Source organism: Streptomyces sp. NA04227 (assembly GCF_013364195.1).
Classification (GTDB): Bacteria; Actinomycetota; Actinomycetes; order Streptomycetales; family Streptomycetaceae; genus Streptomyces.
The window spans coordinates 6,173,754-6,197,959 of sequence record NZ_CP054918.1; the positions used below are offsets into that span (position 1 = coordinate 6,173,754).

Below are 24,206 nucleotides of genomic sequence, written 5' to 3' on the forward strand. Positions count from 1 at the left end.
CGCCCGGCAGCCGTCCGTCATCCGAGACCACGAAACTTCCCCCGACCCTCCCGCCGTACGGTGGGAACCACCGCAGCAGGACTGCGAGAAGCAGAACTAAGGAGAGACCCAGTGGCCGAGCTGTTCTACGAAGCCGACGCCGACCTGTCCATCATCCAGGGCCGCAAGGTCGCGGTCATCGGCTACGGAAGCCAGGGCCACGCCCACGCGCTGTCCCTGCGCGACTCGGGCGTCGACGTGCGTGTCGGTCTGCACGAGGGCTCCAAGTCCAAGGCGAAGGCCGAGGAGCAGGGCCTGCGCGTGGTGACCCCGGCGGAGGCCGCCGCCGAGGCCGACGTGATCATGATCCTGGTCCCGGACCCGATCCAGGCCAAGGTCTACCAGGAGTCCATCGCCGAGCACCTCAAGGACGGCGACGCCCTCTTCTTCGGCCACGGCCTCAACATCCGCTTCGGCTTCATCAAGCCCCCGGCCGGCGTCGACGTCTGCATGGTCGCCCCCAAGGGCCCGGGCCACCTGGTCCGCCGCCAGTACGAAGAGGGCCGCGGCGTGCCCTGCATCGCGGCCGTCGAGCAGGACGCCACCGGCAACGCCTTCGCGCTCGCCCTCTCGTACGCCAAGGGCATCGGCGGCACCCGCGCCGGTGTCATCAAGACCACCTTCACCGAGGAGACCGAGACCGACCTGTTCGGTGAGCAGGCGGTGCTCTGCGGCGGCGCCAGCGCCCTGGTGAAGGCGGGCTTCGAGACCCTGGTCGAGGCGGGCTACCAGCCGGAGATCGCGTACTTCGAGTGCCTGCACGAGCTGAAGCTCATCGTGGACCTCATGTACGAGGGCGGCCTGGAGAAGATGCGCTGGTCGGTCTCGGAGACCGCCGAGTGGGGCGACTACGTCACCGGCCCGCGGATCATCACCGACGCCACCAAGGCCGAGATGAAGAAGGTCCTCGGCGAGATCCAGGACGGCACCTTCGCCAACAACTGGATGAAGGAGTACGAAGCCGGACTGCCGAAGTACAACGAGTACAAGAAGGCCGACGAGGACCACCTCCTGGAGACCACCGGCAAGAAGCTGCGCAAGCTGATGAGCTGGGTCGACGAGGACTGACCGACGACCGTGGGGCCGCCCGGCACAAGGCGGCCCCGCGGCGTATCACGGCCGGATCGGCCCGCTCCTCCCGGTGTGAGCCACGGACGAGTGATCCTTGCGCCACAGCCGGGAAACAGAGCCGAAACCGCCACTACACTGATCCGCATCAACGCGTCAGGCCCACAGCGTCGTGCGTCTTCCACGCGGCATCCCTCCCCACGCCGGCGGCCCTCGGGACGGTCGCCACGCAACGGACTTGTGAGGACTCACGTGAGCACGAACACCACCGCCAAACCCGTGGTACTCATCGCTGAAGAACTGTCGCCCGCCACCGTCGACGCCCTCGGGCCGGACTTCGACATCCGGCACTGCAACGGCGCCGACCGCGCGGAGCTCCTCCCCGCCATCGCGGAGGTCGACGCCATCCTGATCCGCTCCGCGACGAAGGTGGACGCCGAGGCCATCGCCGCCGCGAAGCGCCTCAAGGTCGTCGCCCGCGCCGGGGTGGGCCTGGACAACGTCGACGTCTCCGCCGCCACCAAGGCGGGCGTCATGGTCGTCAACGCCCCGACGTCCAACATCGTCACCGCCGCCGAACTCGCCTGCGGACTGCTGCTCGCCACCGCGCGCAACATCCCGCAGGCCAACGCCGCACTGAAGAACGGCGAGTGGAAGCGGTCCAAGTACACCGGTGTCGAGCTGTCGGAGAAGACCCTCGGTGTCGTCGGCCTCGGCCGCATCGGCGCCCTGGTCGCGCAGCGCATGTCGGTCTTCGGCATGAAGGTCGTCGCGTACGACCCCTACGTACAGCCCGCGCGCGCCGCCCAGATGGGTGTCAAGGTCGTCTCGCTCGACGAGCTCCTGGAGAGCGCGGACTTCATCACCGTGCACCTGCCCAAGACGCCCGAGACCCTCGGTCTCATCGGCGACGAGGCGCTGCGCAAGGTCAAGCCCAGCGTGCGCATCGTCAACGCCGCGCGCGGCGGCATCGTCGACGAGGAGGCGCTGTACTCGGCGCTCAAGGAGGGCCGCGTCGCGGGCGCCGGACTCGACGTCTACGCGAAGGAGCCCTGCACGGACTCCCCGCTCTTCGAGTTCGACCAGGTCGTCGCCACCCCGCACCTCGGTGCCTCCACCGACGAGGCCCAGGAGAAGGCCGGTATCGCGGTCGCCCGCTCGGTGCGCCTCGCGCTCGCCGGTGAGCTGGTCCCCGATGCGGTGAACGTCCAGGGCGGCGTCATCGCCGAGGACGTACGCCCCGGTCTGCCGCTGGCCGAGAAGCTCGGCCGGATCTTCACCGCGCTCGCGGGCGAGGTCGCGGCCCGGCTCGACGTCGAGGTCTACGGCGAGATCACCCAGCACGACGTGAAGGTGCTCGAACTCTCCGCGCTCAAGGGCGTGTTCGAGGACGTCGTCGACGAGACGGTCTCCTACGTCAACGCCCCGCTGTTCGCGCAGGAGCGCGGCGTCGAGGTGCGCCTGACCACCAGCAGCGAGTCGCCCGACCACCGCAACCTGGTCACCGTGCGCGGCACGCTCTCGGGCGGCGAGGAGATCGCGGTCTCCGGCACCCTGGCCGGTCCCAAGCACCTCCAGAAGATCGTCGCCGTCGGCGAGCACGACATCGACCTGGCGCTCGCCGACCACATGGTCGTGCTGCGCTACGCGGACCGCCCCGGCGTCGTCGGCACGGTCGGCCGCATCCTGGGCGAGGCCGGTATCAACATCGCCGGTATGCAGGTGTCCCGCGCCAAGGCGGGCGGCGAGGCCCTCGCGGTGCTCACCGTGGACGACACGGTGCCGGTGCCGGTGCTCGGCGAACTGGCCGAGGAGATCGGCGCCACCTCGGTGCGCCCGGTGAACCTCACGGACTGAGTTCCCGCTCACGCCTGAACGTCGGCTCTCCAGACCTCATCGCGGGTCGGGGGAGCCGACGTTTTCGTTTGAGGGCGAGACGTGAAGGGCGGCCCCGCACTGGTTCACGCGTGCCGGACGTGGCCCATGATGCCCGCGGGGTGAGGGAGCGTCAGGGCCGTTGTCAGTGCCTCCCCATAAAGTGAGGACATCACTCGGGGAGCCTCGGAGGGGGAGGACAAACGTGTCCGCAAACAAGATCCAGCACAAGGTGAATCACGTCGCGCTGGTGGTGGACTGTTCCGGTTCGATGGGTCCGCACCAGAGCCAACTCATACGCGTGGTGGACGAGTTCGTGGCGGGGTTGAAGGCCGAGTCGGACAGCCTCGGCCACGAAACGCGAATCAGTCTTTACTCCTTCGATCACAAAGTGGAGAACCTGGTCTGGGACATGGACGTGAAACATCTTCCGTCCATGCGGGGGTTGTACCGGGTCAACAATGGCGCCACGGCCCTCATCGAGGCTTCCGTGAAGTCCCTGGACGACCTGGGTCATATCTGGGAGGAATACGGCGAGCACAGCTTCCTCCAGATCGTGGTGACGGACGGTGAGGAGAACGCCTCCGGCGGCGACCGGCGGCACGACGGCGACATGACCATCCTCGGTCCCTGGCTCGACAAGATCGCGGCGAAGATGAGCGGGCTTCCGGGCCACTGGACCTCCGCGATCCTCGTCCCGAACTCCCTGGCCAAGCGCACCGCCCAGAACTACGGCTTCCCGGCGGGGAACATCGCCATCTGGGACGCGGATTCCCAGAAGGGCGTCGAGGAGGCGATCGGCACCGTGCGTGCCGCCGCCACCAGCTTCCTGCGCGGGCGGGAGCAGGGGGTGCGCGGCACGAAGAACCTGTTCGCCGTCGGCCAGGACATATCGGTGGACGAGGTACGGGCGAATCTCGAACCGATTCCGGCCGACAAATACCGGCTCCTCAAAGTCGACCAGGAGATCGAGATCCGCCCCTTCGTCAATTCGTATCCGGGCGTGACGTACGAACGCGGAGCGTGTTACTACCAGTTGGGCGCCCGGGCTCAGGTTCAGCAGAACAAGGAAGTCATCGTGGTCGAGAAGGACACCGACCGCGCTTATACGGGCGACGCGGCACGCAGGCTTCTGTTCGGTACGGACGTTCAGGGCACCGTGTCCGTGAAAGCGGGGAGCAATGCCAAGTTGGAGGTGTACGTGCAAAGCCGTTCGGTGAACAGGAAACTCAAGCCGGATACGCGTCTGCTCATCATGCTCTGACGTAAGCGAATTGAGCGAAGAGCGGGGTGGTGCGGCGAAGGAATCCTGCTCGAATTGCTCGGCACCGCCATGAGCAACAGGCGTCGCCCCGTGCGGTCATCGGCAGCACGGGGCGACGCGCCCGCACCTTTCCGCAGGGAACGGACGTTGTGCAGGTCCGGTTGTACCGCGCGGTGCACGTGCCGGGGTGCGCCGAACTGCGGGGGACGAGGGGTAAGGCGTACGGTAAGTGCCCCTGGAAACTTGGTAGTTGAGGCGTGCATCGGTCGGATGCCCGAGGAGCGAAGGGGTGGGGATGCAGGTCCGCATCGAGGTCGGGGGCGAGGGCACTGCCGGAGGCGGTCCGGAGCACGGCGCCGAAGAGGTGCTGTCGCTGTATCGATGGCTCGGTTCCGACCCGGAGGTGACCGAGGGCGGCGGGCTGTCCCTCGCGCCGCGCGTGCCGAGCGGCGAGGGCGCCGGACTCGACCTCATGGGCCCGGCACCGGAGGTCGTCGAGGCCGTCTGCAACGGTGCCGTCCAACTCGCCCAACTGGCACTGGCGGTGGCCACCTGGCGGCTGTCACGGCCGCGTGCGCCGCAGGTGCGCATCGAACGTGACGGGGTGACGGTCACGGTGGAGGGTGCGGGTACCGAGGCCGTCGAGCGCGTGCTGCGCGCACTGGAAGCCCCGGGCGGTGAGGCGAGCGCCGAGCCCGCACCCGAACCCGGTGCCGACCCGGCTCGATCGCCCGATCCCGGGGCGGGCACGACGCCGGGGTCCCGGGCGACACCGGAGTAGCCGCCGTGGGGCGACTGTCCGATCCCGCCGCCTCCCGGGCCGTGCTCGTCGGTACGCACACCTACGGGCATCTGCACGACATCCCCGCGGTCAAACGCAACGTCACCCGGCTCACGAAGCTGCTGCGCGACCCGACGCTGTGGGGACTGGAACGGGACCACTGCCGGGCCCTGCTCCAGCCCACCCGTGACAAGGTCCTGGACGCGGTGCACGAGGCGGCCACCGATGCCTCGGACACCCTCGTCCTCTACTTCGCGGGCCACGGACTGACCGACCCGTACACCGGCGAGCTGTACCTGGCCCTGCCGGGCTCCGAGCCGGACCGTCTCGACAAGGCCTTGCGCTACGAGGACGTACGGCGGCTGCTGCTCGCTGCCCGCACGGCGGGCGCGGGCGGGCCCCGGCGCAAGGTCGTCGTACTGGACTGCTGCTGGAGCGGGCTCGCCCTGGGCGGCACGATGGCCGACGGGATCGGGACGCGGGCCGACATCGAGGGCACCTTCGTCCTGACGGCCACCGCCGAGACGCGGCAGGCGCTCGCGCCGCCCGGCGAGACGTACACGACGTTCACCGGGGAGCTGATCGAGACCGTCGAGCGGGGCATCGAGGGCGGGTCCGAGACGCTGACGATGGCGGGGCTGTACGACCACCTCGCCGCCTCGCTCGGCGCGAAGTCGCTGCCGGTGCCACAGCAGCGCAACCGCAATACGGCCAGCCATATCGCGGTGTTCCGGAACCGGGCGTTCCGTCCGCCTGAGCCGGTTCCGGAGGGGGCCATGTCCGGCGAGGCGGTGTCCGCTTCGCAGCGGGCAGGTACGGCGGGGGCGGGTACGGCGGGGCCCGAAGGAGGAGTGGACGCGGCGGCGTACGGGTGGCGCCGACGGCTCGTGGGCACCCATCGCCGGACCCTGGTGACGGCTCTGGCGGCGCTGCTGCCGCTGACCGCGCTCACCACCGCCTACGCGGTGAACTGGTGGCTGCGGCCGGAGAGTTCGGACTGCGGCTCCGGACCCCTCACCCTCACCGGCTCCTCGGCCTTCGCGCCGGTCCTGCGAGAGGCAGCGGCGTCGTACGAGAGCGTTTGCGAGGAAGTCGAGGTGCGGGTCGATCTCTCCAGCGGCGCGCGGGCACTGGAGGCATTGCAGAAGGACGGGGCCGCACGGTCGTCCGGGACGCCCGGCCGCTCCGAGGTGATCGCCTTCGCAGAGGGGTACAAAAAGGACTACCCGGAACTGTTGCCCAGTCCGATCGCCTTCTCGGTACTGACCTTCTACGCCCATGAGAAGGCGGTCGGCTCGAAGGTCCAGGGGCTTTCCACGGAGCAGATCAACCGGATCTATCGCGGCGAGATCAAGAACTGGAACGAGCTGGGCGGGGCCGACGTCCCGATCCGGCTCGTCAACCGCCCGGCCGCGTCCAGCTCCGGTGACATTCTTCGCCGACAGCTCCTGCGCGCCGACCCCTACCCGGTCAACTCCCTGGACTGTCTGGGTCTTTCGGGCACTGAGGGCACCCCTCCCGTGACCTGCGAGGTGGCCACCACCGCAGAGGCCCTGGAAACCGTGGCCGAGGCCGAGGGCGCCCTCGGCTACGGCCCGGTGCAGGCGGTGTCCGGCCGCACCGGCGTGCGGATGCTGAGTATCGACGGTCGCCGTCCCACCAGGGAGGCGAGCGACTACGGGGGCTACGACTTCTGGGCCACGACCTACGCCTACACCTACCGACGGCCGAGCCCCGGCTCCGCGGCCGACGGCTTTCTCCAGTATCTGATGAGCCGACAGCGCGCGGAGGTGATCGAGCGCTACGACTTCAACTCCTGCGCCAGGTACAACGGCGCGATGCCCTGCCGCTTCAGCTAGGGCCTCTCGTTTGGATCTTGTCGGGGTCGCGGGGTCTGGCACGCACATCTGCGGCGTTGTCGTCAATCACCATGGCTCCGCCATGGTTCAATCCTCCGCCTTGCAGCTGCACGCACCAGACCCCGCTCGGGTCGAATGCAAGGAACCCTCGACCACGCCGACCAGATCCAAACGAAAGGCCCTAGGGCCTGCCCCCGGCATTCCAAGTGCCCAGCGGAGTACAGGCGTTCGCGCAGGCGACCGGCGTCAGACCTCAGTGGAGAGCCGGGTCTCCGGGATCGCGTCGAGCAGGGCTTCCCACTCCGGGTAGCGCCTGAGCTTCTCCTCGTGCAGCCGCACCACCTTCGCGCCGAGCCCGGGGTCGGGATCGTCGGAGAACCGGGTGGCCCACATCCGCTGGAGCCGGGGGAGGATCACCGGGTCGCCCGCCAGGTGCACCGGGTCGTAGATGTACCGGCGCAGGGCTTCCAGATCCTCCACGCCCACCAGAAGCGAGTGCGTGAAGCCTTCGCTCGGGTCACCGATGTCCTGGCCCACGGCCCCGTAGGACACCGACTCCACCGAGGCGGTACGGCGCATCGCGGCGAGTGCCTCCGCCTTCTCCTCCTCGCTCACCTCGTCCTTGAAGCGGTAGCGCAGCAGATTCACGATCATCGGGCAACTCCCCATGCTGTACAGGAATGTAAGGGAACGTCGTATACGTGTTGTGCGGGCTCGTTCATGCCCAGTGAGCGGGCATGGAGGGCCCCGGACGCAGGCAGGCCGAAGTCGTCCGAGCGTCGCCCGGCACCGTCCGTGTTGAACTCGCGGGTTCAATCTACTGGCTTCAGCGGTTAAAACAAGCAGTGCGGAAAAATGAACCCGTGGGTTCAGTTCGGCTCCGGGTGCGGTACCGTCCCCCGGGTGGTGGAAGTGGCGGCCCCGCGCGGGCGCATCGACAAGCGGCAGGCGATTCTCGACGAGGCCTTCACCGTGTTCGCGCGCCGCGGTTACGCACAGGCGGGTGTCAAGGAGATCGCCGAGGAGGCGCGGGTCGCCAAGCCGACCGTGTACAACCACCTCGGCGACAAGGAGAACCTGTTCCGGCAGGCCATGACCGCCGCCGCGGACTCGGTCTCCGCCGAGACCGTGGCGGTGACCGACCGGCTGCGGGAGGTGTCCGGGGACCTCGGCCCCGTCCTGCACGACGTGGCGCACCGCCTGCTCAAGGTGTGCTGCTCGGACCGCTCGCGCGCCCTGCGAGCCCTGACCTACGCGGAGAGCGCGAGCTTCCCCGAACTGGCCGAACTCGTCCAGGAGCGCACCTCCGTACGCCTGCAGGAAGCCCTCGCCGACCGGCTCGCCCGGCTCTCCCTGTCCGGGAAGCTGAGGCCCTGTGATCCGTCCGGCGCCGCCGAGCAGTTCCTCGCCCTGCTCACCGGCCCCATGGAGACCCGCTCCCGCCTCGGGACCCGAAAGGTCCCGCCCGCCCAGGCCCGCGCCGTCGCCGATGCGGCCGCGGACACCTTCCTGCGGGCGTACGGATCCGGACCGCGCGAGTAGAGCCGCGCGCCGTGCCGTTCAGCCGCTGCCCGTTCCCCCGGGGTGCGGCGCCGGTGACGCGCCCCGCAACCGCGCCGCCTTCAACGCCATGTGCAGCAACAGCCGGTGCTCCCCGTCGTCCAGGTCGAGGCCGGTGAGCTGTTCGACCCGGGAGATGCGGTAGTAGAGGGTCTGGCGGTGGATGCCGAGGGCGGCCGCGGTGCGTCCGGCCTGGCCCGCGTGGTCGAGGAACTCCTCGGCGGTGTGGGCGAGTTCGCGATGGGCGGGGGTGAGCAGCGGGGCCGCGGCGGCTTCCTCGGCGGTGTCGGGGAGTGCGGACAGCAGACGGTAGGGGCCGAGGTCGGACCAGTCGGCCACCGGGCCGAACCGGGGTTCGGCGAGCGCGGCACGGGCCGCCGCCGAGGCCTTGCGCCAGGCGTCGGCGAGCTGGTCGAGGTCCGTACCGGAGGGGGCCACCCCGGCCGCGACGGCGGGTGCACCGGTGGATGCGGCCGTCCCACTCGCGGAGGCCGCGGTCCCACTCGCGGACGCGGAGGGCCCACCGGCACCCGCGTGCGCACCGGCACCCGCATGCGCACCCGAGCCCGCACCGCCCCCCGCGCCCGCGCTCGCGCCCGCACCGGCACGTCCCCCCGCGCTCCCGGCCGCACCGCCATCGCCCCCCGCGCCCCCACGCCCCCGCGCCGACCCCGTCAACCGCTCCGCCGCCGCGTGCGCCGGAGCCAACAGTTCGCGGCTGCGTAGCCGTACCAAGAGGGCCAGCGCCGCGCGGCCGCCGGGCCAGCGCACCGTGCAACGGGCCTCCACGCCGGGCAGGACCGGAACTGCGCCGGGGCCCTCCAAGTCCGCCGACGGCCAGGGTGCGACGCAGACCACGGTGTACGGGCCCTCGGCGCGGCTGCCGAGGGCGGTGCGCAGGGCGGTCAGGGCCATGGTGCGCTGCCAGCCGGGCTCCGCGGTGAGCGCGGCGCGGAACTCGCGGGTGACGCCGGCGCCCACTCGCTCCTCGGCGGCGAGCAGCTCGCCGATCCGGGCGGTGACGTCCATGGCGGCGGCGAGCTGGGCCTCGGTCGGGCCGGGTTCGTCGTCGATGAGCCAGACGTAGCCGAGGACGGTGCCGCCGTGCCGTACGGGCAGACAGATCCGGCCACGCTGTACGCCCGCGGACGGGCTGGCGGGGATGTGCACCGGGCCCGTGGCGCGGGTGATGCCGAAGCCCTCGAACCACTCGCGCACCGCCTGGGTGGAGCGGCGGGTCAGGATCGAGCGGGTGCGCACCGGGTCCATCGCGGAGTCGTCCTCGCTGTCGTGCGCGCCGAAGGCGATCAGCTGGAAATCGCGGTCCTCCAAGGTGGCGGGGGCGCCGAGCAGCGCGGAGATCTCGTCGACCGGTTCCTGGTAATCGCCCTTCACCCCGCCATTCTGCGTCAGCCGGGCCAGGACTTCAGACAAATGTCTGAGATCTCTGCCACGGACGCGTGACACCTGTCGATGGCATCGGATCGGAGGGATCCTTAGGTTTCACGGTGGTTCTCCAAGCCGCTACCGGATTGCAGTGCTGTGCTCCGGTATGGCTGATTGCAGCCCGTCCGCATACATCAGTCCCCTCAGTGTCAGTCGGCGTTCACCGTCGGTCAGGCCTCACCGTGGAGGTTCCCCGTGCTGGGTCCCGTGATCCTCGCCGCGTCGCGCAGCGAGCAGATGCGCCGCCTCGTCTCCGCCGCGCCGGTGACGAAGCCAGTCGTCACCCGCTTCATCGCGGGCGAGACGACCGAGGAGACCCTGCCGGTCGTCAAGGACCTCACCGACCGTCGCCTGGAGGTCACCATCGACGTCCTCGGCGAGGACGTCACCGACCCGGCCGAGGCGGTCCGGGCCCGGGACGCCTATCTGCACCTGATCGACGGCCTGCGTCCGCTGGGCCTGGGGGAGCGGGCCGAGATGTCCGTCAAGCTGTCCTCCTTCGGACAGGCGCTGCCCGGCGGCCACGACCTCGCACTGAAGAACATCACGGCCGTCGTCGAGGCCGCCGACGAGATCGGCACCATGGTCAGCCTCGACATGGAGGACCACACCACCGCCGACTCCACGCTCGCGATCCACGCCGAGCTGCGCCGCCGCTTCCCGAAGACCGGCGCCGTCGTGCAGTCGTACCTGTTCCGTACCGAGGACGACTGCCGCGACCTGGCCGCCGCCGGTTCCCGTGTGCGCCTGGTCAAGGGCGCCTACAAGGAGCCCGCCTCGGTCGCCCACCAGGACAAGCACGAGGTCGACCGCGCGTATGTGCGCTGCCTGAAGATCCTGATGGCCGGCAAGGGCTACCCCATGATCGGCTCGCACGACCCGCGGCTGATCGCCATCGCCCAGGACCTCGCCCTGCGCGCGGGCCGCGACCTCGACGCCTACGAGTTCCAGATGCTCTACGGCATCCGCAGCGAGGAGCAGCACCGGCTGGCGGCCGAGGGCCACCGGGTGCGCGTCTACATGGCCTACGGCACCGACTGGTACGGCTACTTCATGCGCCGTCTCGCCGAGCGCCCGGCCAACCTCGCCTTCTTCCTGCGTTCGTTCGTCACCAAGGGGTGAGGCAGTGCCCCGTACCGACTGACCGCATCCACGCGAAACCGACCGCACCCAACCGCCCCCCAAAGCAAGGAGATTCGGCACCATGGACGCCGTGACCAAGGTCCCCGCGCCGGTCAATGAGCCGGTGCACGGCTACGCGCCCGGTTCCCCGGAGCGCGCCCGGCTCGAGGCCAAGCTCAAGGAGCTGGCCAAGAACCCGATCGACCTCCCGATGACCATCGGTGGCGAGAAGCGGATGGGTGGCGGCAGCGCCTTCCAGGTCGTGCAGCCGCACAACCACAAGTCCGTCCTCGGCACCTACCGCAACGCCACCCAGGCCGACGCCCAGGACGCCATCGACGCCGCCCTGGCCGCCGCCCCCGCCTGGCGCGACCTGCCCTTCGACGCGCGCGCCGCGATCTTCCTGCGCGCCGCCGAACTCCTCGCCGGCCCCTGGCGCGAGACCATCGCGGCCTCCACCATGCTCGGCCAGTCCAAGACCGCCCAGCAGGCCGAGATCGACAGCCCCTGTGAGCTGATCGACTTCTGGCGCTTCAACGTGAGTTACGCCCGCGACCTGCTCGCCGAGCAGCCAGTGGCCAACTCGCCCGGCGTCTGGAACCGGCTCGACCACCGTCCGCTCGAGGGCTTCGTCTACGCGATCACGCCGTTCAACTTCACGGCCATCGCGGGCAACCTGCCCACCGCCCCCGCCCTGATGGGCAACGTGGTGGTCTGGAAGCCGTCGCCGACGCAGACCCACGCCGCGGTGCTGCTCATGCAGCTCCTGGAGGAGGCCGGTCTGCCCGCCGGTGTCATCAACCTGGTGACCGGCGACGGCATCGAGGTCTCCGAAGTCGCCCTGGAGCACCGCGACCTCGCGGGCATCCACTTCACCGGCTCGACCAAGACCTTCCAGTACCTGTGGAAGACGGTCGGCAACAACATCGAGAAGTACCGCTCCTACCCGCGCATCGTCGGCGAGACCGGCGGCAAGGACTTCGTGGTCGCGCACCCGAGCGCCGACCGCGCGGTCCTGAAGACGGCGCTGACCCGCGGTGCCTTCGAATACCAGGGCCAGAAGTGCTCGGCCACCTCGCGCGCTTACATCCCCGCCTCGATCTGGAACTCCGGCTTCAAGGAGGAGTTCGCGGCCGAGGTCGACGGCATCACGATGGGCGACGTCACCGACCTGTCGCACTTCATCGGTGCCGTCATCGACGAGCGCGCCTTCGCCAAGAACAAGGCCGCCATCGACCGCGCCAAGGCCGACGACACCTGCACCGTCGTCGCGGGCGGCAGCTACGACGACTCGGTGGGCTACTTCGTCCGCCCGACCGTCGTCGAGTGCACCGACCCGGCCAACGAGGTCTTCACGACCGAGTACTTCGGCCCCTTCCTCGCCGTCCACGTCTACGAGGACGAGAAGTTCGAGGAGATGCTGGAGCAGATGGAGTCGGTCTCGGCCTACGCGCTGACCGGTGCTGTCGTCGCCGGTGACCGTGCCGCCGCCGTGGACATGGCGCACAAGCTGCGCTTCGCGGCGGGCAACTTCTACATCAACGACAAGTCGACCGGTGCGGTCGTCGGCCAGCAGCCCTTCGGCGGCGGCCGTGCCTCCGGCACCAACGACAAGGCGGGCGCCCCGCAGAACCTGATGCGCTGGACGCTGACCCGGTCCATCAAGGAGGCCCTGGTCCCGCCGACGGAGTACCCCTACCCGCACATGGGCTGACCTCTCCGATACGGTCCGGCCGCCCCCTGCGGCCGCACCCACCCCGCGCCCCGGCCGAATCCCTCCTTCGCGGCCGGGGCGCGGCGCCTCGTGAGGGCGGGGCGACGGGGCCGAGGCCGTCTGTGGGGGCGGCCTCGGCCCCGGCGAAAATCCCCGGCAGCGAGGGCGTACGCCCCCGGATAATGGCCGCATGCAACCGCAGGTGACCCTCGCGCACACCGCCGACCTCGCAGCGGATCAACTCTCCGGGATCCGCGCACTCCTGGACACCGCCTTCGAGGGCGAGTTCGACGCACAGGACTGGGACCACGCCCTCGGCGGACTGCACGTCCTGCTCACCGGCGAGGACGGGCTGCTCGCGCACGGCGCGGTGATCCAGCGCCGGGTGCGGCATGCCGGGCGTTCGCTGCGGGTGGGCTACGTGGAGGCCGTCGCCGTACGGCCGGAGCTGCACCGCAGCGGTCACGGCGGCAGGATCATGGCGGCCGCGGAGCGCGTGATCGACGCGGCCTACGAGCTCGGGGCGCTCTCGGCGAGCGACGCCGGTGCCGCGCTCTACCGGTCCCGCGGCTGGCAGGTGTGGCCCGGCCGGATCGGTGCGCTAGGCCCGGACGGTCCGCTCCGGCTGCCGGACGAGGAGGGCAGCACCTTCCTGCGGGAGGTACCGGGCGGCCCCCAACTCGACGCGGAGCAGGGCCTGTTCTTCGACTGGCGGGACGGGGACGTGCTCTGAGCAGCTGACCGGCGGGGCGGCCTCGCGGCCAGGTCAGGCTTCACAAGCCGGACGGCGAGGGCGGAGAACGCGCCCGCCCGCAACGACCCGCACCCCCGCATTGCGATTTTCGCAAGCCGCCTCTACTCTCGACATATGGCGGAGACAGTCGCGGACCGGGTGCGCAAGGTCATGGACGGCGCAGGCGCCTCGCAGGCGGCGTTCGGGCGCAGTATCGGGCTGAGCGCCGACAAGTTGTCCAAGTCCCTCAAGGGCACGCGGCGATTCACCTCGCTCGACCTCGCGCGGATCGCCGAGGAGGGCAGTACCACCGTCGACTGGCTGCTGAGCGGCCGCGAGCCGCTGCGCCCCGCGTTCGCCGCGCGCACCACGGCCCCGATCGGCACCGACGCCACCCGTGAGGAACTGCGCACCCTCGTCGAGCGCTTCACCGCCGCCTACGAGGTGCTCGAACTGCTCGGCAGGCAGGCGCAGTTGCCCACCCTGCCCACCCTTCCCGGTCTGCCCGCGTCGCCCTCGGACGGCGCCGAAGTCGCCGACGGCCCGGCGGACGGTACGGGGTCGTCCTCGTCCGGGGCCGGTCTTGAGCGGCACGTCGAGCAGGGCGAGGCGCTCGCGGCCGAGGCCCTGGAGCTGACCGGCCGCGCGGGCGCGCTGCCGGTGGCCGAGTGCGAGACCGCCGAACTGGTCGCCGCTCTGGAGCGCGCCTTCGGGGTGGACGTCGCCAAGGCGGAGCTGCCGCGCGGGGTGGACGGCGCCGCCTGGCAGGCCGACGGATTCCGTCTGGTGCTGCTGCGGGCCGGTGCCGCCTGGACCCGGCAACGCTTCACGCTGGCCCACGAGTTGGGCCACATCCTCGCCCGCGACGCGCAGGACATGCTCACCGAGACGCGGCTCTCGCCGGGGCGGCAGAAGGACCTCGGCGAGGTGCGCGCCAATGTCTTCGCCGCCAACTTCCTGATGCCGCGCGCCGAGATCACCGCGGCGCTCGGCGGCCGACGGCCCACCGACGAGGACTTCCGCTCCCTGGTCGTCCGCTTCAAGGTCTCGCCGAGCGCGCTCGCGGCCCGGCTCGAAGGGCTCGGCGCCATCGACTCCGAACAGTGCGCCCGCTGGCGGACGTTGACGGCCAAGGCCTGCCACCTGCTCGCCGGACGAGGTGAGGACTTCGAGGCGCGGGCGGCCTGGGCCCAGGCCCACCGGATCCCGCCGCGCCCGGCCCGCGCCCTGTATGAGGCCTACCTCGCCGGTGACACCACGCTGCGCACGCTCGCCGCGTACTGCGAGACAGACCCCGAGGAGCTCCACGCGGCCCTGGAGCCCGGGACGGCCGAGGTGTTCGAGGCGGCGTCGCTCCCCCTGGCACACGCCGGGACCGAGACGGGGGACCTGGTCTTCCAGCCATGACCCACGGCGTCTGGTGCTTTCCCGACAACACCGTCCTGTGCAATTTCGCGGCCGTCTCGCGACTGCGCCTGCTGGAGAAGATCCTCGACGGACGCGGCCGCTGGACCGAGGCGGTGGCCGCCGAGGCCGCCAACTCGGCCCGCTACTTACCCGAGTTGGGCATCCTGAGCGACGAGAGCTGGCTCGGCGAACCGCTGGTCGTGGACGACCCGGCCGAGCTGGTGCTCGTCGACCGCCTGCGCCGCGCCGTCTTCGGCGGCCGTCCGAACCGCCCGCTCCAGCACCTCGGCGAGGCCGAGACCCTGGTGGTCATCGAGAACCGCGAGGGCTACGAGGGCGCGCTGTGGATCACCGACGACGGCGAGGCCGGACGGTACGCGCGGCGCCGCGGCATCGACGTCCTGGACACCGTCGGACTGATGCGTCTGGCCGTCGCGGACTCCCTTGTGCCCTGCGACGAGGCGCACGGACTGCTCCGCGGCATGCAGCGCGCGGGCCGCTTCCTGCGCGGGGTCCCGGCCCGGCCCGCGGACCTGCTGCCGGACCGCTGAGCGGGCCACCCCATCGGCCGAACCGCCCCGATCCGGCCAGAATCCCTCCCTCCGCTTCGGCTGCCACCGCCGCCGCGAGGCGCACGTCACATCGGCGAACGGACGGAAAACACCCGGTCAACGGCCCCTTGCGGGGGAGCGGGGAAACTACCCGTCTCAGATAGTAGGAAGTCCGAGTAATTGTGGAGACAGCCGCTCCGCAAGCGCTTAGCTTTGTAGGAAGCCGAACGTTTCGCTCGATCAAGCGAAGGCGGACGAGAGCTCGATGCCCTCAGGCAGGTGACCCCTGCGGCGCGAGTTCCCCGCCCATCCGGCGTCTCGATATCCCCCGCTCAACTCCCGAATGTCAGGAGTCGATTTCCCATGGCCGAGACGACCGCCCGCCGTGTCCGCCGCGCCCCCCGCGCGACCGCCACCGAGCGCAAGAACGCCGCCGCAGCCCTCCAGCGCGCCCTCGACCGCCGCGACAACGGCGGCCACTGGGGCCACGACGCCCCGCACCCGTAACCGAACCGCGCACGGGGCAGCCCGGCACTCGTAAGCCGCGACGACGCGAGTCGCGACGACGCGAGCCGCACCACCTCACGAGCCGCATCAACTCGTAAGCACCAACGAGCCGCAGCAAACCCAAGCCGGAAAAAGCCCCGGCCGCCGCGCCCGATCCCTCAGTGGGCGGACGCGGCGGCCGGTGGCCGTGACTTCACCGCCCTGCCCCCGTGGACGCGCGGGCGGATTCCTCACTGCCCGCGCGTGCCCCGGGCGATCTCGAAGTAGTCGATGCGCTCACCGCTCTGGGCGAGCGCGGAGACCTTCATCCGTGGCGCCGCGCCGGTCTCCACCTCCACCGCGAGGAAGGAGAAGCCGGTGTAGCGCACCCGGGACCACTCGACGGTGTCCGGGTCGGGCAGTCGCAGCTTGGTCCAGTGGAAGGTGAGGATCGACTCGCGGTCCTCGACATGGCCCTCGTAGCTGTCCTTCACACCGACCGGGAAGCTGTACAGGTCCTTGCCCGCGCCACCGGCCGTCACATAGACGATGCCGTCGCGGGTGGGATCCGTGGTGGCGCCGATCGGCACCTTCCTGCCCACCTCGCCCTTGCCCTTGACCGCGTCCGTGCGCTCGTAGACGTGATTGTGTCCGTTGATGACCAGGTCCACCTGGTGGCGCTCGAACAGCGGCTGCCAGGCAGTGCGGACACCGCCGTCGGAGCCGTGGGTCGACGTCGAGTACATGCAGTGGTGGAAGAAGACCACCAGGAAGTCGATGTCGTCCCGGGCGCGCAGCTCGCCGAGGCGCTCGTCCAGCCAGCCCGTCTGACGGCCGTCCAGATAGCCCTTGTTGGCCGGGATCTCGTACGAGACGTCGTTCGCGTCCAGGGCGATCACGCCGACGTTGCCGTAGACGAAGGAGTACACGCCCGGCGCCTTCTTCGCGTCCGGGCCGTTCTCGGGCAGCGACCAGCGGGCCGACTGGCCGCCGTAGCCATTGGGGGAGTACCAGGCCTCCATGTCGTGGTTGCCGGTGGTCACCATCCACGGCACCGATTTGGCCACCGACTCGGTCTGGGCGAGGAAGGTGTCCCAGACGCGGGCGTCGTAGGTGTCGCTCTCCTTGCCGTGGCCGCTGCTGTCCGCGTAGCAGATGTCGCCCGCGTGCAGATGGAAGGACGGGTTCTGGCCGAGGATCACCTGATCGTTGGCGAGCGCGTCATAGCTCACGCCCTGGTCGCCGAAGGCGGTGAAGACGAAGGTCTCCGGCCGGGCGGGCGCCGTACGGAACGAGCCGAGGGTGGCCAGGCGCTCGGGCGAGGCTGGGTCGAACCCCTCGTGGCCGACGCCGTAGTAGTACGTGGTGCCGGGCCGCAGTCCGTCCAGTGCCGCGTGCAGGTAGTACTGCTGGACCTCGGGCAGCTTGCCCGACAGGGCGGGCGTGTGCAGGGCGCGGACCTCGGCGGTGATCTTCTCGCCGAGGTCCCAGGGGCGGGTGCCGACGCGTACGTACGGGTTCTTCACCGTGAACGGGACCTGCCAGGAGATCCGCATCTGGGTCCTGGGGTCCGCGCCGAAGGCCAGATGCCGCCCGAACGGCGCCACCAGCGAACCGTCCACCTTGACCGGGGCCGGGGCGGCGAGCGGCGCCCGGTGCTGATTGCCGTACGCGGCACCGGAGTTGCCCGCCAGGAACCCGACGCCCCCGGCGGCGCTCGCGGCCACGGCCGCGCCGGTCAGGGCCTTGCGGCGGGAGAACTTCCGGCGCAGGTACTCGTGCTGTTCCGGCATGCTCATCCGGCGCGCGAGCTGCTCCGGAATGCCGACGTCGGGAGTGTCCATGCCGGCCAAGTTGGCAGGACTTACCTGCACGGACGGGGATTTCAGGTGAACGAGGCTCGACGGAACGGTGCCGTGCCGCGAACCCGCGTCCGCATGGTGGACGGTACGTGTCATTGGCTAAGACGGGTAGTACGGTGACGCCATGTCGCGCACCATCAATCTCGCAGTGATTCCCGGTGACGGTATCGGCCAGGAGGTCGTGGCCCAGGGGCTGAAGGTTCTCGATGCCGTTCTCGGCGAGGACGTGAAGCTGGAGACCCGGGAGTACGACCTCGGCGCCAAGCGCTGGCACCGGACCGGCGAGACCCTCCCGGACACGGAGCTGGAACAGCTCAGGGAGCACGACGCGCTCCTGCTGGGTGCGATCGGCGACCCGACCGTCCCCTCCGGTGTCCTGGAGCGGGGGCTGCTGCTCAAACTGCGGTTCGCCTTCGACCACTTCATCAACCTGCGCCCGAGCAGGCTCTTCCCGAACACGGTGAGCCCGCTGGCCGGGGACCCGCGGATCGACTTCGTCGTGGTCCGCGAGGGCACCGAGGGCCCGTACACCGGCAACGGCGGCTCGCTGCGCACCGGCACGCCCGCCGAGGTGGCCACCGAGGTCAGCCTGAACACGGCCTACGGCGTCGAGCGCGTGGTCCGCGACGCCTTCGAGCGTGCCCAGGCCCGCCCGCGCAAGAAGCTGACGCTGGTCCACAAGAACAACGTCCTCGTCTACGCGGGCCACCTGTGGAAGAGCATCTTCGACCGGGTCGCCGCCGAGTACCCCGAGGTCACCACCGACTACCTGCACGTCGACGCGGCCACGATCTTCTTCGTGACCCAGCCCGAGCGCTTCGACGTCATCGTCACCGACAACCTCTTCGGCGACATCCTCACCGACCTCGCCGCGGCCGTCACCGGCGGCATCGGCCTGGCCGCCTCCGGCAACATCAACCCGACCGGGGAATTCCCGTCGATGTTCGAGCCGGTGCACGGCTCCGCGCCCGACATCGCGGGACAGGGCAAGGCCGACCCCACGGCCACCGTGCTCTCGGTCGCGCTGCTCCTTCGCCACCTCGGCTTCGAGGCCGAGGCCGCCCGGGTCGAGGAAGCGGTCACCGCCGACCTCGCCGCGCGCGGCACCGCGCCCCGCAGCACCGACGAGATCGGCGACGCCCTCGCCGCCCGAGTAGCCGGCTGATCCCGGCGGAGCACACCATCCCCGGGGCCTCCCGGGGAAACATCTTCGAGGAAGCCGCCGGGCTCGCAACGACCCGGCGGCTTCCTCGTTTCGTCGCCGGGTGCCACCATCGGAATCCGGATCGCCCTCGCACCGCCCTGGACCATGTCGGCCATCGCGCGATAATCGGACGCGGGGCCGCGGTATGAGGCAAGCTCTGACGTCCTGGCAGTAGCGATAGGGCGTGCGGCGCGGTCCGCCCTGACGACTGTGAAGGACTCACCATGACGACGATCGAGCTCAAGCCCTCCGCCCGGCCACTGGCGGACGCCGAACGCGAGGCCATCCTGGCCGACCCCGGATTCGGCCGTCACTTCACCGACCACATGGTGTCGGTGCGCTGGACCGAGGGCCGCGGCTGGCACGACGCCGAGCTCGTCCCGTACGCGCCGCTGTCCATCGACCCGGCCAATATGACCCTGCACTACGCGCAGGAGATCTTCGAGGGACTCAAGGCCTACCGCCGCCCCGACGGCTCCGTGGCCACCTTCCGGCCCGAGGCGAACGCCGCCCGGTTCCGCGCCTCCGCCCGGCGGATGGCGATGCCGGAGGTGCCCGACGAGCTGTTCGTCGCCGCCTGCGACGCGCTGGTCAAGCAGGACCAGGCCTGGGTCCCGGCCCACGGCGGCGAGTCCTCGCTCTACCTGCGGCCGTTCATGATCGCCACGGAGGTCGGGCTCGGCGTGCGCCCGGCCAAGGAGTACCTCTTCCTGGTTATCGCCTCGCCCGCCGGTGCGTACTTCCCCGGCGGTGTGAAGCCGGTCTCCATCTGGATCTCCGAGGACCGGGTGCGCGCGGTGCCCGGCGGCGTCGGTGACGCCAAGACCGGCGGCAACTACGCGGCCTCCCTGCTCGCCCAGGCCGAGGCCGCCCAGCACGGCTGCGCCCAGGTCGCCTACCTGGACGCCGTCGAGCACAAGTGGGTCGAGGAACTGGGCGGCATGAACCTGTACTTCGTGTACGGGAACAAGATCGTCACGCCGACCCTGACCGGCTCGCTGCTCGCCGGGATCACCCGTGACTCGCTGCTCAAGGTCGCCCGTGACCTCGGCTACGAGTCCGAGGAGAGCCGCGTCTCCCTGGACCAGTGGCGCGCGGACACCGAGAACGGCACCCTCACCGAGGTCTTCGCCTGCGGCACCGCGGCCGTCATCACCCCGGTCGGCACCGTCAAGACGGCCTCCGGCGAGTGGACCCAGTCCGGCGGCGAGGCGGGCGAGGTCACCATGAAGCTGCGCGGCTCCCTCCTCGACATCCAGACCGGCAAGGCCGAGGACAAGCACGGCTGGATGCACGGCATCGTCTGATCCGGGAGCCCTCGGCGGCCCTGCCCGCAGGCGCCGCCACCGGACTCCGCTTCCGTAGGCGACGGGGCCCGTCCGCACACCCGCGGACGGGCCCCGTCCCACGTCAGAGGCCCACACCGCCCACATGATGAGACCCCCCGCCGCGGACGTGGGACCTGTGGCAGACTTCCGTCCATGCTCGCTACGGCCATGATTATTGGCAGCAGCGCGCCGGTCCGCAGTGACCGCTGAACCCGAGGACGACAACCCGGGCAGCGGACATCGTGCCCCAGACCCGCGCGCAGACCTCTCGCACCCGCGAGAGGTTTTTTCGTTTCCGGACCACACCCGGCCGGCGGCGGAGTGCGCGCGATGATGGGGGCAGGTGGAGCCAGCATCCCTGGCCTGGGATTTCTCCCGTGCAGGGACCCATCGGAGCCACTCACCGACAGGAGTCAGGCAAGCCATGACAGTCAAGGCCACCGACGACGCCTCGCGCGTCGACGACAGCTTTCACGTCTTCGACACCACCCTGCGCGACGGCGCGCAGCGCGAGGGCATCAACCTCACCGTCGCGGACAAGCTGACCATCGCACGGCACCTGGACGAGTTCGGCGTGGGCTTCATCGAGGGCGGCTGGCCCGGCGCCAACCCGCGGGACACGGAGTTCTTCGCCCGCGCACAGCAGGAGATCACCTTCCGCAACGCCCAGCTCGTCGCCTTCGGCGCCACCCGCCGCGCGGGCGGCGTCGCGGCCGAGGACCCGCAGGTCAAGGCGCTCGTCGCGTCCGGCGCCCCGGTCGTGACCATCGTGGCCAAGTCGCACGACAAGCACGTGGAGCGGGCGCTGCGCACCACACTCGACGAGAACGTCGAGATGGTCCGTGACACCGTTGCCTTCCTGCGCGAGCAGGGCCGCCGGGTGTTCGTGGACTGCGAGCACTTCTTCGACGGCTACCGCGCCAACCCCGAGTACGCCAAGGCCGTGGTCCGTGCCGCCCACGGGGCGGGCGCCGACGTCGTGGTCCTCTGCGACACCAACGGCGGCATGCTCCCCGCCCAGATCCAGGCCGTCGTCGCCACGGTGGCCGCCGACACCGGCGCCCGGCTCGGTATCCACGCCCAGGACGACACCGGCTGCGCGGTCGCCAACACCCTGGCCGCCGTGGACGCGGGCGCCACCCATGTGCAGTGCACCGCCAACGGCTACGGCGAGCGCGTCGGCAACGCCAACCTGTTCCCCGTGGTCGCGGCCCTGGAGCTCAAGTACGGCAAGCAGGTCCTGCCCGAGGGCGCGCTGCGCGAGATGACCCGGATCTCGCACGCCATCGCCGAGGTCGTCAACCTCACGCCCTCCACCCACGAGCCCTATGTCGGCGTCTCCGCCTTCGCCCACAAGGCCGGACTGCACGCCTCGGCGATCAAGGTCGACCCGGACCTCTACCAGCACATCGACCCCGACCTCGTCGGCAACCGGCTGCGCATGCTGGTCTCCGACATGGCGGGCCGCGCGTCCATCGAGCTCAAGGGCAAGGAACTGGGCATCGACCTCGGCGACGACCGGGAACTGGTCGGCCGGGTCGTCGAGCGGGTCAAGGAACGCGAGCTTCGGGGCTACTCGTACGAGGCCGCCGACGCCTCCTTCGAACTGCTGCTGCGCACCGAGGTCGACGGCAAAGTGCCGCGCTTCTTCCGTACCGAGTCGTGGCGCGCCATCATCGAGGACCGCCCCGACGGCACGCACGCCAACGAGGCCACCGTGAAGCTCTGGGCCAAGGGCGAGCGCATCGTCGCCACCGCGGAGGGCAACGGCCCGGTCAACGCGCTCGACCGGGCCCTGCGGGTCGCCCTGGAACGCATCCACCCGCAGCTCGCCAAGCTCGAACTCGTCGACTACAAGGTGCGCATCCTGGAGGGCGTGCACGGCACCGAGTCCACCACCCGGGTCCTCGTCTCGACGACGGACGGAACCGGTGAGTGGTCCACGGTCGGCGTCGGCGAGAACGTCATCGCAGCCTCCTGGCAGGCCCTGGAGGACGCGTACACCTACGGCCTCCTGCGTGCCGGGGTCGAGCCCACCGACTGAGCCGTCGGGCGCGTGCGCGGGTCGGGCCCGGGCATCCGGCCCCGCCGCTCGGCCCGGGGCCGCTCGCGTACCGTCGCCTCCGGCCCGACGTACGGGCCGGAGGCGCCCTGCGAGCCCGACCAGGTGAAGGTCGCCGAGGTCCGCCCCGGCAGCCGGTAAGTGGCGTGCGCCCCACCCCAGTTGATGGTCAGAGTGCGGGGCTCGGCCGCTTCGTTGTACGCGATCAGGGCCTTGCCGCCGTCGCCGTTGCGCCAGACCACGTTGGGCACCTCGGCGCTGCCGGTGGAGGCGACCCGCAGGGCGCCCGGCCGGACGAACTTGGTCAGGTGCCCCATCGTGTAGTACTCGACCGTGTAGTCGACCCGGCCCTCCTGGCCGTCGCCGTGGTGCACGGTGACCAGGCCGGTGCAGATGCCGCAGCCGCCGGTGTGCGGCCCGTGGTCCTGGTCGACGGCGAGCGACCACTTGCTCACGCTCCTCGCCCAGTTCCGCGAGTAGTCGATGATGTCGTGCATGTCGGCGCTCTGCTGGTTGCTCACCCAGGTGCCGCCCGAGTGCTCGGTGCCGTAGGCGGGCAGCCCCTGGTACCGGTTGTGCACGCGGGCCTGCGGGCCGATGTCCCCGCCGTAGCCGTGCCAGGCGATGCCGCCGAAGTTGGGGTGGGCGCGGATGTCGGGATCGTCGACCGTCGGGGCGCCGTACTCCTGGAAGGTGTCCCAGTTCCAGTCGTGCGCGAGCACCTTGGTGCTCAGCCCCGCCGCCTTCAGCCGGGGCAGCAGCTCCTGCTCGGTGAAGTAGCGCAGGCCCTCGCCCTGCCAGCTCATCGAGGGGTATCCGGCGCAGCAGGTCGGCTCGTTCTGCGCGGTCACGAAGTCGACGGGGATGCCCTGTTCCCGGTACGCCTCAACGTACTTGACCAGGTACTTCGCGTACGTCCCGTAGTAGCGCGCGGCCAGCCACCCGCCGTCGAGACGGTCGCTGTCCTTCATCCAGCCCGGCGCCGACCAGGGCGAGCCCATCACGGTCAGCGCGGGGTTCAGACGCCGGGCCTGCCGGGTGAGGGGAACGATGTCGGTGAGGTCGTGCTCGATGGAGAAGCGGGACAGGTCCGGGTCGTCCTGGCCTTTCGGCATGTCGTCGTACGAGTAGGGCCGGCGCGCGAGGTCGGAGCCGCCGATGGGATTGCGCAGGAAGGACAGGCCGATGCCGTCCTTCGGCGAGAAGAGCTTTTGCATGACCCGGTCGCGGGTGGCGGCGGGCAGGGCGCCGCTGGAGTTCATCAGCCAGGCGGCGGTGTCGGTGAAGGAGGCGCCGCCGCCGGTGAAGGGCTGGTAGCGCCGGGTCTCGTCCACGGTGACGTTCACGCCGGGACCGCCGGTGCCCTCCTCGAAGACGAAGGGCTCCTGTTTCTCCAGTCCGCGGACCACATGGCGGCCGCCCTCGTCGTCGGTGGTGGTGAGCCAGGCGGTCACCGGCTCGCCGACGGCACGCGGCACGCTGTGCGCGGAGGAGGTCAGGCCGCCGAGGGCGAAGAGGATCAGCGCCATGGCGAGCAGGGTCCGCAGATTGCGGGCATACCTCGGAAGGATCATGGGCCGCCGCCCTTCGTGGGGTGGGGGAGTGGGCGCGTCCGAGGCGTGAGTAAACGGCCAATTCGCAGAAGCGTCAAGGGCTTTCAGGGGTGCGTGAAAGGATTCAGGAGGGTTCACTCGTACGAGTGCCTGCACAATTGTCCGGGTCTGACAGAACGTCGTACGGCCTTGTTTTTCCCGGAGTTAACAATTGCTACTACGCAAGTCCACTGTGATTGCCGTGCAGTTGAGGGGTCCTGCTTACCAGTGTGGCAGCAGGGGGTGTGGTGAG

At 70.4% G+C, this 24,206-nt stretch carries 19 protein-coding genes; 15 read left to right on the forward strand and 4 right to left on the reverse strand.

All coding sequences use genetic code 11. The annotated features are described in order from the left end of the window. The first annotated feature begins 111 nt into the window (after window positions 1-111). The 5 genes from ilvC (at window position 112) to HUT18_RS26300 (ending at window position 6,886) form a co-directional block, all read left to right on the forward strand. Window positions 112-1,107, forward strand: coding sequence for a ketol-acid reductoisomerase (gene ilvC, locus HUT18_RS26280; protein ID WP_176103011.1), 996 nt, complete (start codon window positions 112-114; stop codon window positions 1,105-1,107). 252 nt (window positions 1,108-1,359) lie between these two features. After that, window positions 1,360-2,964, forward strand: a complete 1,605-nt coding sequence (gene serA, locus HUT18_RS26285) for a phosphoglycerate dehydrogenase (protein WP_176103012.1) — start codon at window positions 1,360-1,362, stop codon at window positions 2,962-2,964. A 223-nt stretch (window positions 2,965-3,187) separates the two neighbouring features. Continuing rightward, window positions 3,188-4,246, forward strand: a complete 1,059-nt coding sequence (locus HUT18_RS26290) for a vWA domain-containing protein (protein ID WP_176103013.1) — start codon at window positions 3,188-3,190, stop codon at window positions 4,244-4,246. Window positions 4,247-4,541: 295 nt separating this feature from the next. Further along, a complete protein-coding gene (locus HUT18_RS26295) occupies window positions 4,542-5,027 on the forward strand; it encodes a hypothetical protein (RefSeq protein ID WP_254879096.1) in 486 nt (161 codons plus the stop codon). A 5-nt stretch (window positions 5,028-5,032) separates the two neighbouring features. Next, window positions 5,033-6,886: a substrate-binding domain-containing protein gene (locus tag HUT18_RS26300; RefSeq protein WP_176103014.1), complete on the forward strand. Its 1,854-nt coding sequence runs from the start codon at window positions 5,033-5,035 to the stop codon at window positions 6,884-6,886. Window positions 6,887-7,132: 246 nt separating this feature from the next. On the opposite strand, the gene HUT18_RS26305 is transcribed toward HUT18_RS26300, so the two are convergent. Continuing rightward, window positions 7,133-7,540: a Dabb family protein gene (locus tag HUT18_RS26305; RefSeq protein ID WP_176103015.1), complete on the reverse strand. Its 408-nt coding sequence runs from the start codon at window positions 7,538-7,540 to the stop codon at window positions 7,133-7,135. Between the two features lie 249 nt (window positions 7,541-7,789). Between HUT18_RS26305 and HUT18_RS26310 the strand changes: the two genes are divergently transcribed. Continuing rightward, window positions 7,790-8,428 carry a TetR/AcrR family transcriptional regulator gene (locus tag HUT18_RS26310; RefSeq protein ID WP_254878819.1) on the forward strand — a complete coding sequence of 213 codons (639 nt, stop codon included), beginning with the start codon at window positions 7,790-7,792 and terminating at the stop codon, window positions 8,426-8,428. Between the two features lie 18 nt (window positions 8,429-8,446). Here HUT18_RS26310 and HUT18_RS26315 read toward each other — a convergent pair whose 3' ends face one another. Then, window positions 8,447-9,841, reverse strand: a complete 1,395-nt coding sequence (locus HUT18_RS26315; protein WP_176103017.1) for a CdaR family transcriptional regulator — start codon at window positions 9,839-9,841, stop codon at window positions 8,447-8,449. Window positions 9,842-10,087: 246 nt separating this feature from the next. Between HUT18_RS26315 and HUT18_RS26320 the strand changes: the two genes are divergently transcribed. The 6 genes from HUT18_RS26320 (at window position 10,088) to HUT18_RS26345 (ending at window position 15,926) form a co-directional block, all read left to right on the forward strand. Beyond that, window positions 10,088-11,014, forward strand: coding sequence for a proline dehydrogenase family protein (locus HUT18_RS26320; RefSeq protein WP_176103018.1), 927 nt, complete (start codon window positions 10,088-10,090; stop codon window positions 11,012-11,014). Window positions 11,015-11,096: 82 nt separating this feature from the next. Beyond that, entirely contained in the window at window positions 11,097-12,728 is a 1,632-nt protein-coding gene (pruA, locus tag HUT18_RS26325) for an L-glutamate gamma-semialdehyde dehydrogenase (RefSeq protein WP_176103019.1), read from the forward strand. A gap of 190 nt (window positions 12,729-12,918) precedes the next feature. Next, window positions 12,919-13,461: a GNAT family N-acetyltransferase gene (locus tag HUT18_RS26330; protein ID WP_176103020.1), complete on the forward strand. Its 543-nt coding sequence runs from the start codon at window positions 12,919-12,921 to the stop codon at window positions 13,459-13,461. A gap of 135 nt (window positions 13,462-13,596) precedes the next feature. Next, window positions 13,597-14,868, forward strand: a complete 1,272-nt coding sequence (locus HUT18_RS26335) for an ImmA/IrrE family metallo-endopeptidase (RefSeq protein WP_176103021.1) — start codon at window positions 13,597-13,599, stop codon at window positions 14,866-14,868. Further along, a complete protein-coding gene (locus HUT18_RS26340) occupies window positions 14,865-15,419 on the forward strand; it encodes a hypothetical protein (protein ID WP_176103022.1) in 555 nt (184 codons plus the stop codon). Before HUT18_RS26335 ends, HUT18_RS26340 begins: the two co-directional genes overlap by 4 nt. 363 nt (window positions 15,420-15,782) lie before the next feature. After that, window positions 15,783-15,926, forward strand: a complete 144-nt coding sequence (locus HUT18_RS26345) for a hypothetical protein (RefSeq protein ID WP_176103023.1) — start codon at window positions 15,783-15,785, stop codon at window positions 15,924-15,926. Between the two features lie 230 nt (window positions 15,927-16,156). On the opposite strand, the gene HUT18_RS26350 is transcribed toward HUT18_RS26345, so the two are convergent. Continuing rightward, on the reverse strand, window positions 16,157-17,749 hold the full coding sequence (locus HUT18_RS26350; protein ID WP_176103024.1) for a metallophosphoesterase family protein: 1,593 nt from the start codon (window positions 17,747-17,749) through the stop codon (window positions 16,157-16,159). A 142-nt stretch (window positions 17,750-17,891) separates the two neighbouring features. On the opposite strand from HUT18_RS26350, the gene HUT18_RS26355 reads away from it, so the two are divergent. From HUT18_RS26355 to cimA, 3 genes are all read left to right on the forward strand, one after another. Next, window positions 17,892-18,932, forward strand: coding sequence for a 3-isopropylmalate dehydrogenase (locus HUT18_RS26355; RefSeq protein ID WP_176103025.1), 1,041 nt, complete (start codon window positions 17,892-17,894; stop codon window positions 18,930-18,932). A gap of 263 nt (window positions 18,933-19,195) precedes the next feature. Continuing rightward, complete coding sequence (locus tag HUT18_RS26360) at window positions 19,196-20,278, forward strand: branched-chain amino acid aminotransferase (protein WP_176103026.1); 1,083 nt, start codon at window positions 19,196-19,198, stop codon at window positions 20,276-20,278. A 445-nt stretch (window positions 20,279-20,723) separates the two neighbouring features. Beyond that, window positions 20,724-22,343, forward strand: coding sequence for a citramalate synthase (gene cimA, locus HUT18_RS26365; RefSeq protein WP_176103027.1), 1,620 nt, complete (start codon window positions 20,724-20,726; stop codon window positions 22,341-22,343). Here cimA and HUT18_RS26370 read toward each other — a convergent pair. After that, on the reverse strand, window positions 22,304-23,890 hold the full coding sequence (locus tag HUT18_RS26370) for a glycoside hydrolase family 30 beta sandwich domain-containing protein (protein WP_176104819.1): 1,587 nt from the start codon (window positions 23,888-23,890) through the stop codon (window positions 22,304-22,306). The two genes, cimA and HUT18_RS26370, sit on opposite strands and share 40 nt — an antisense overlap. Window positions 23,891-24,206: the final 316 nt, after the last annotated feature.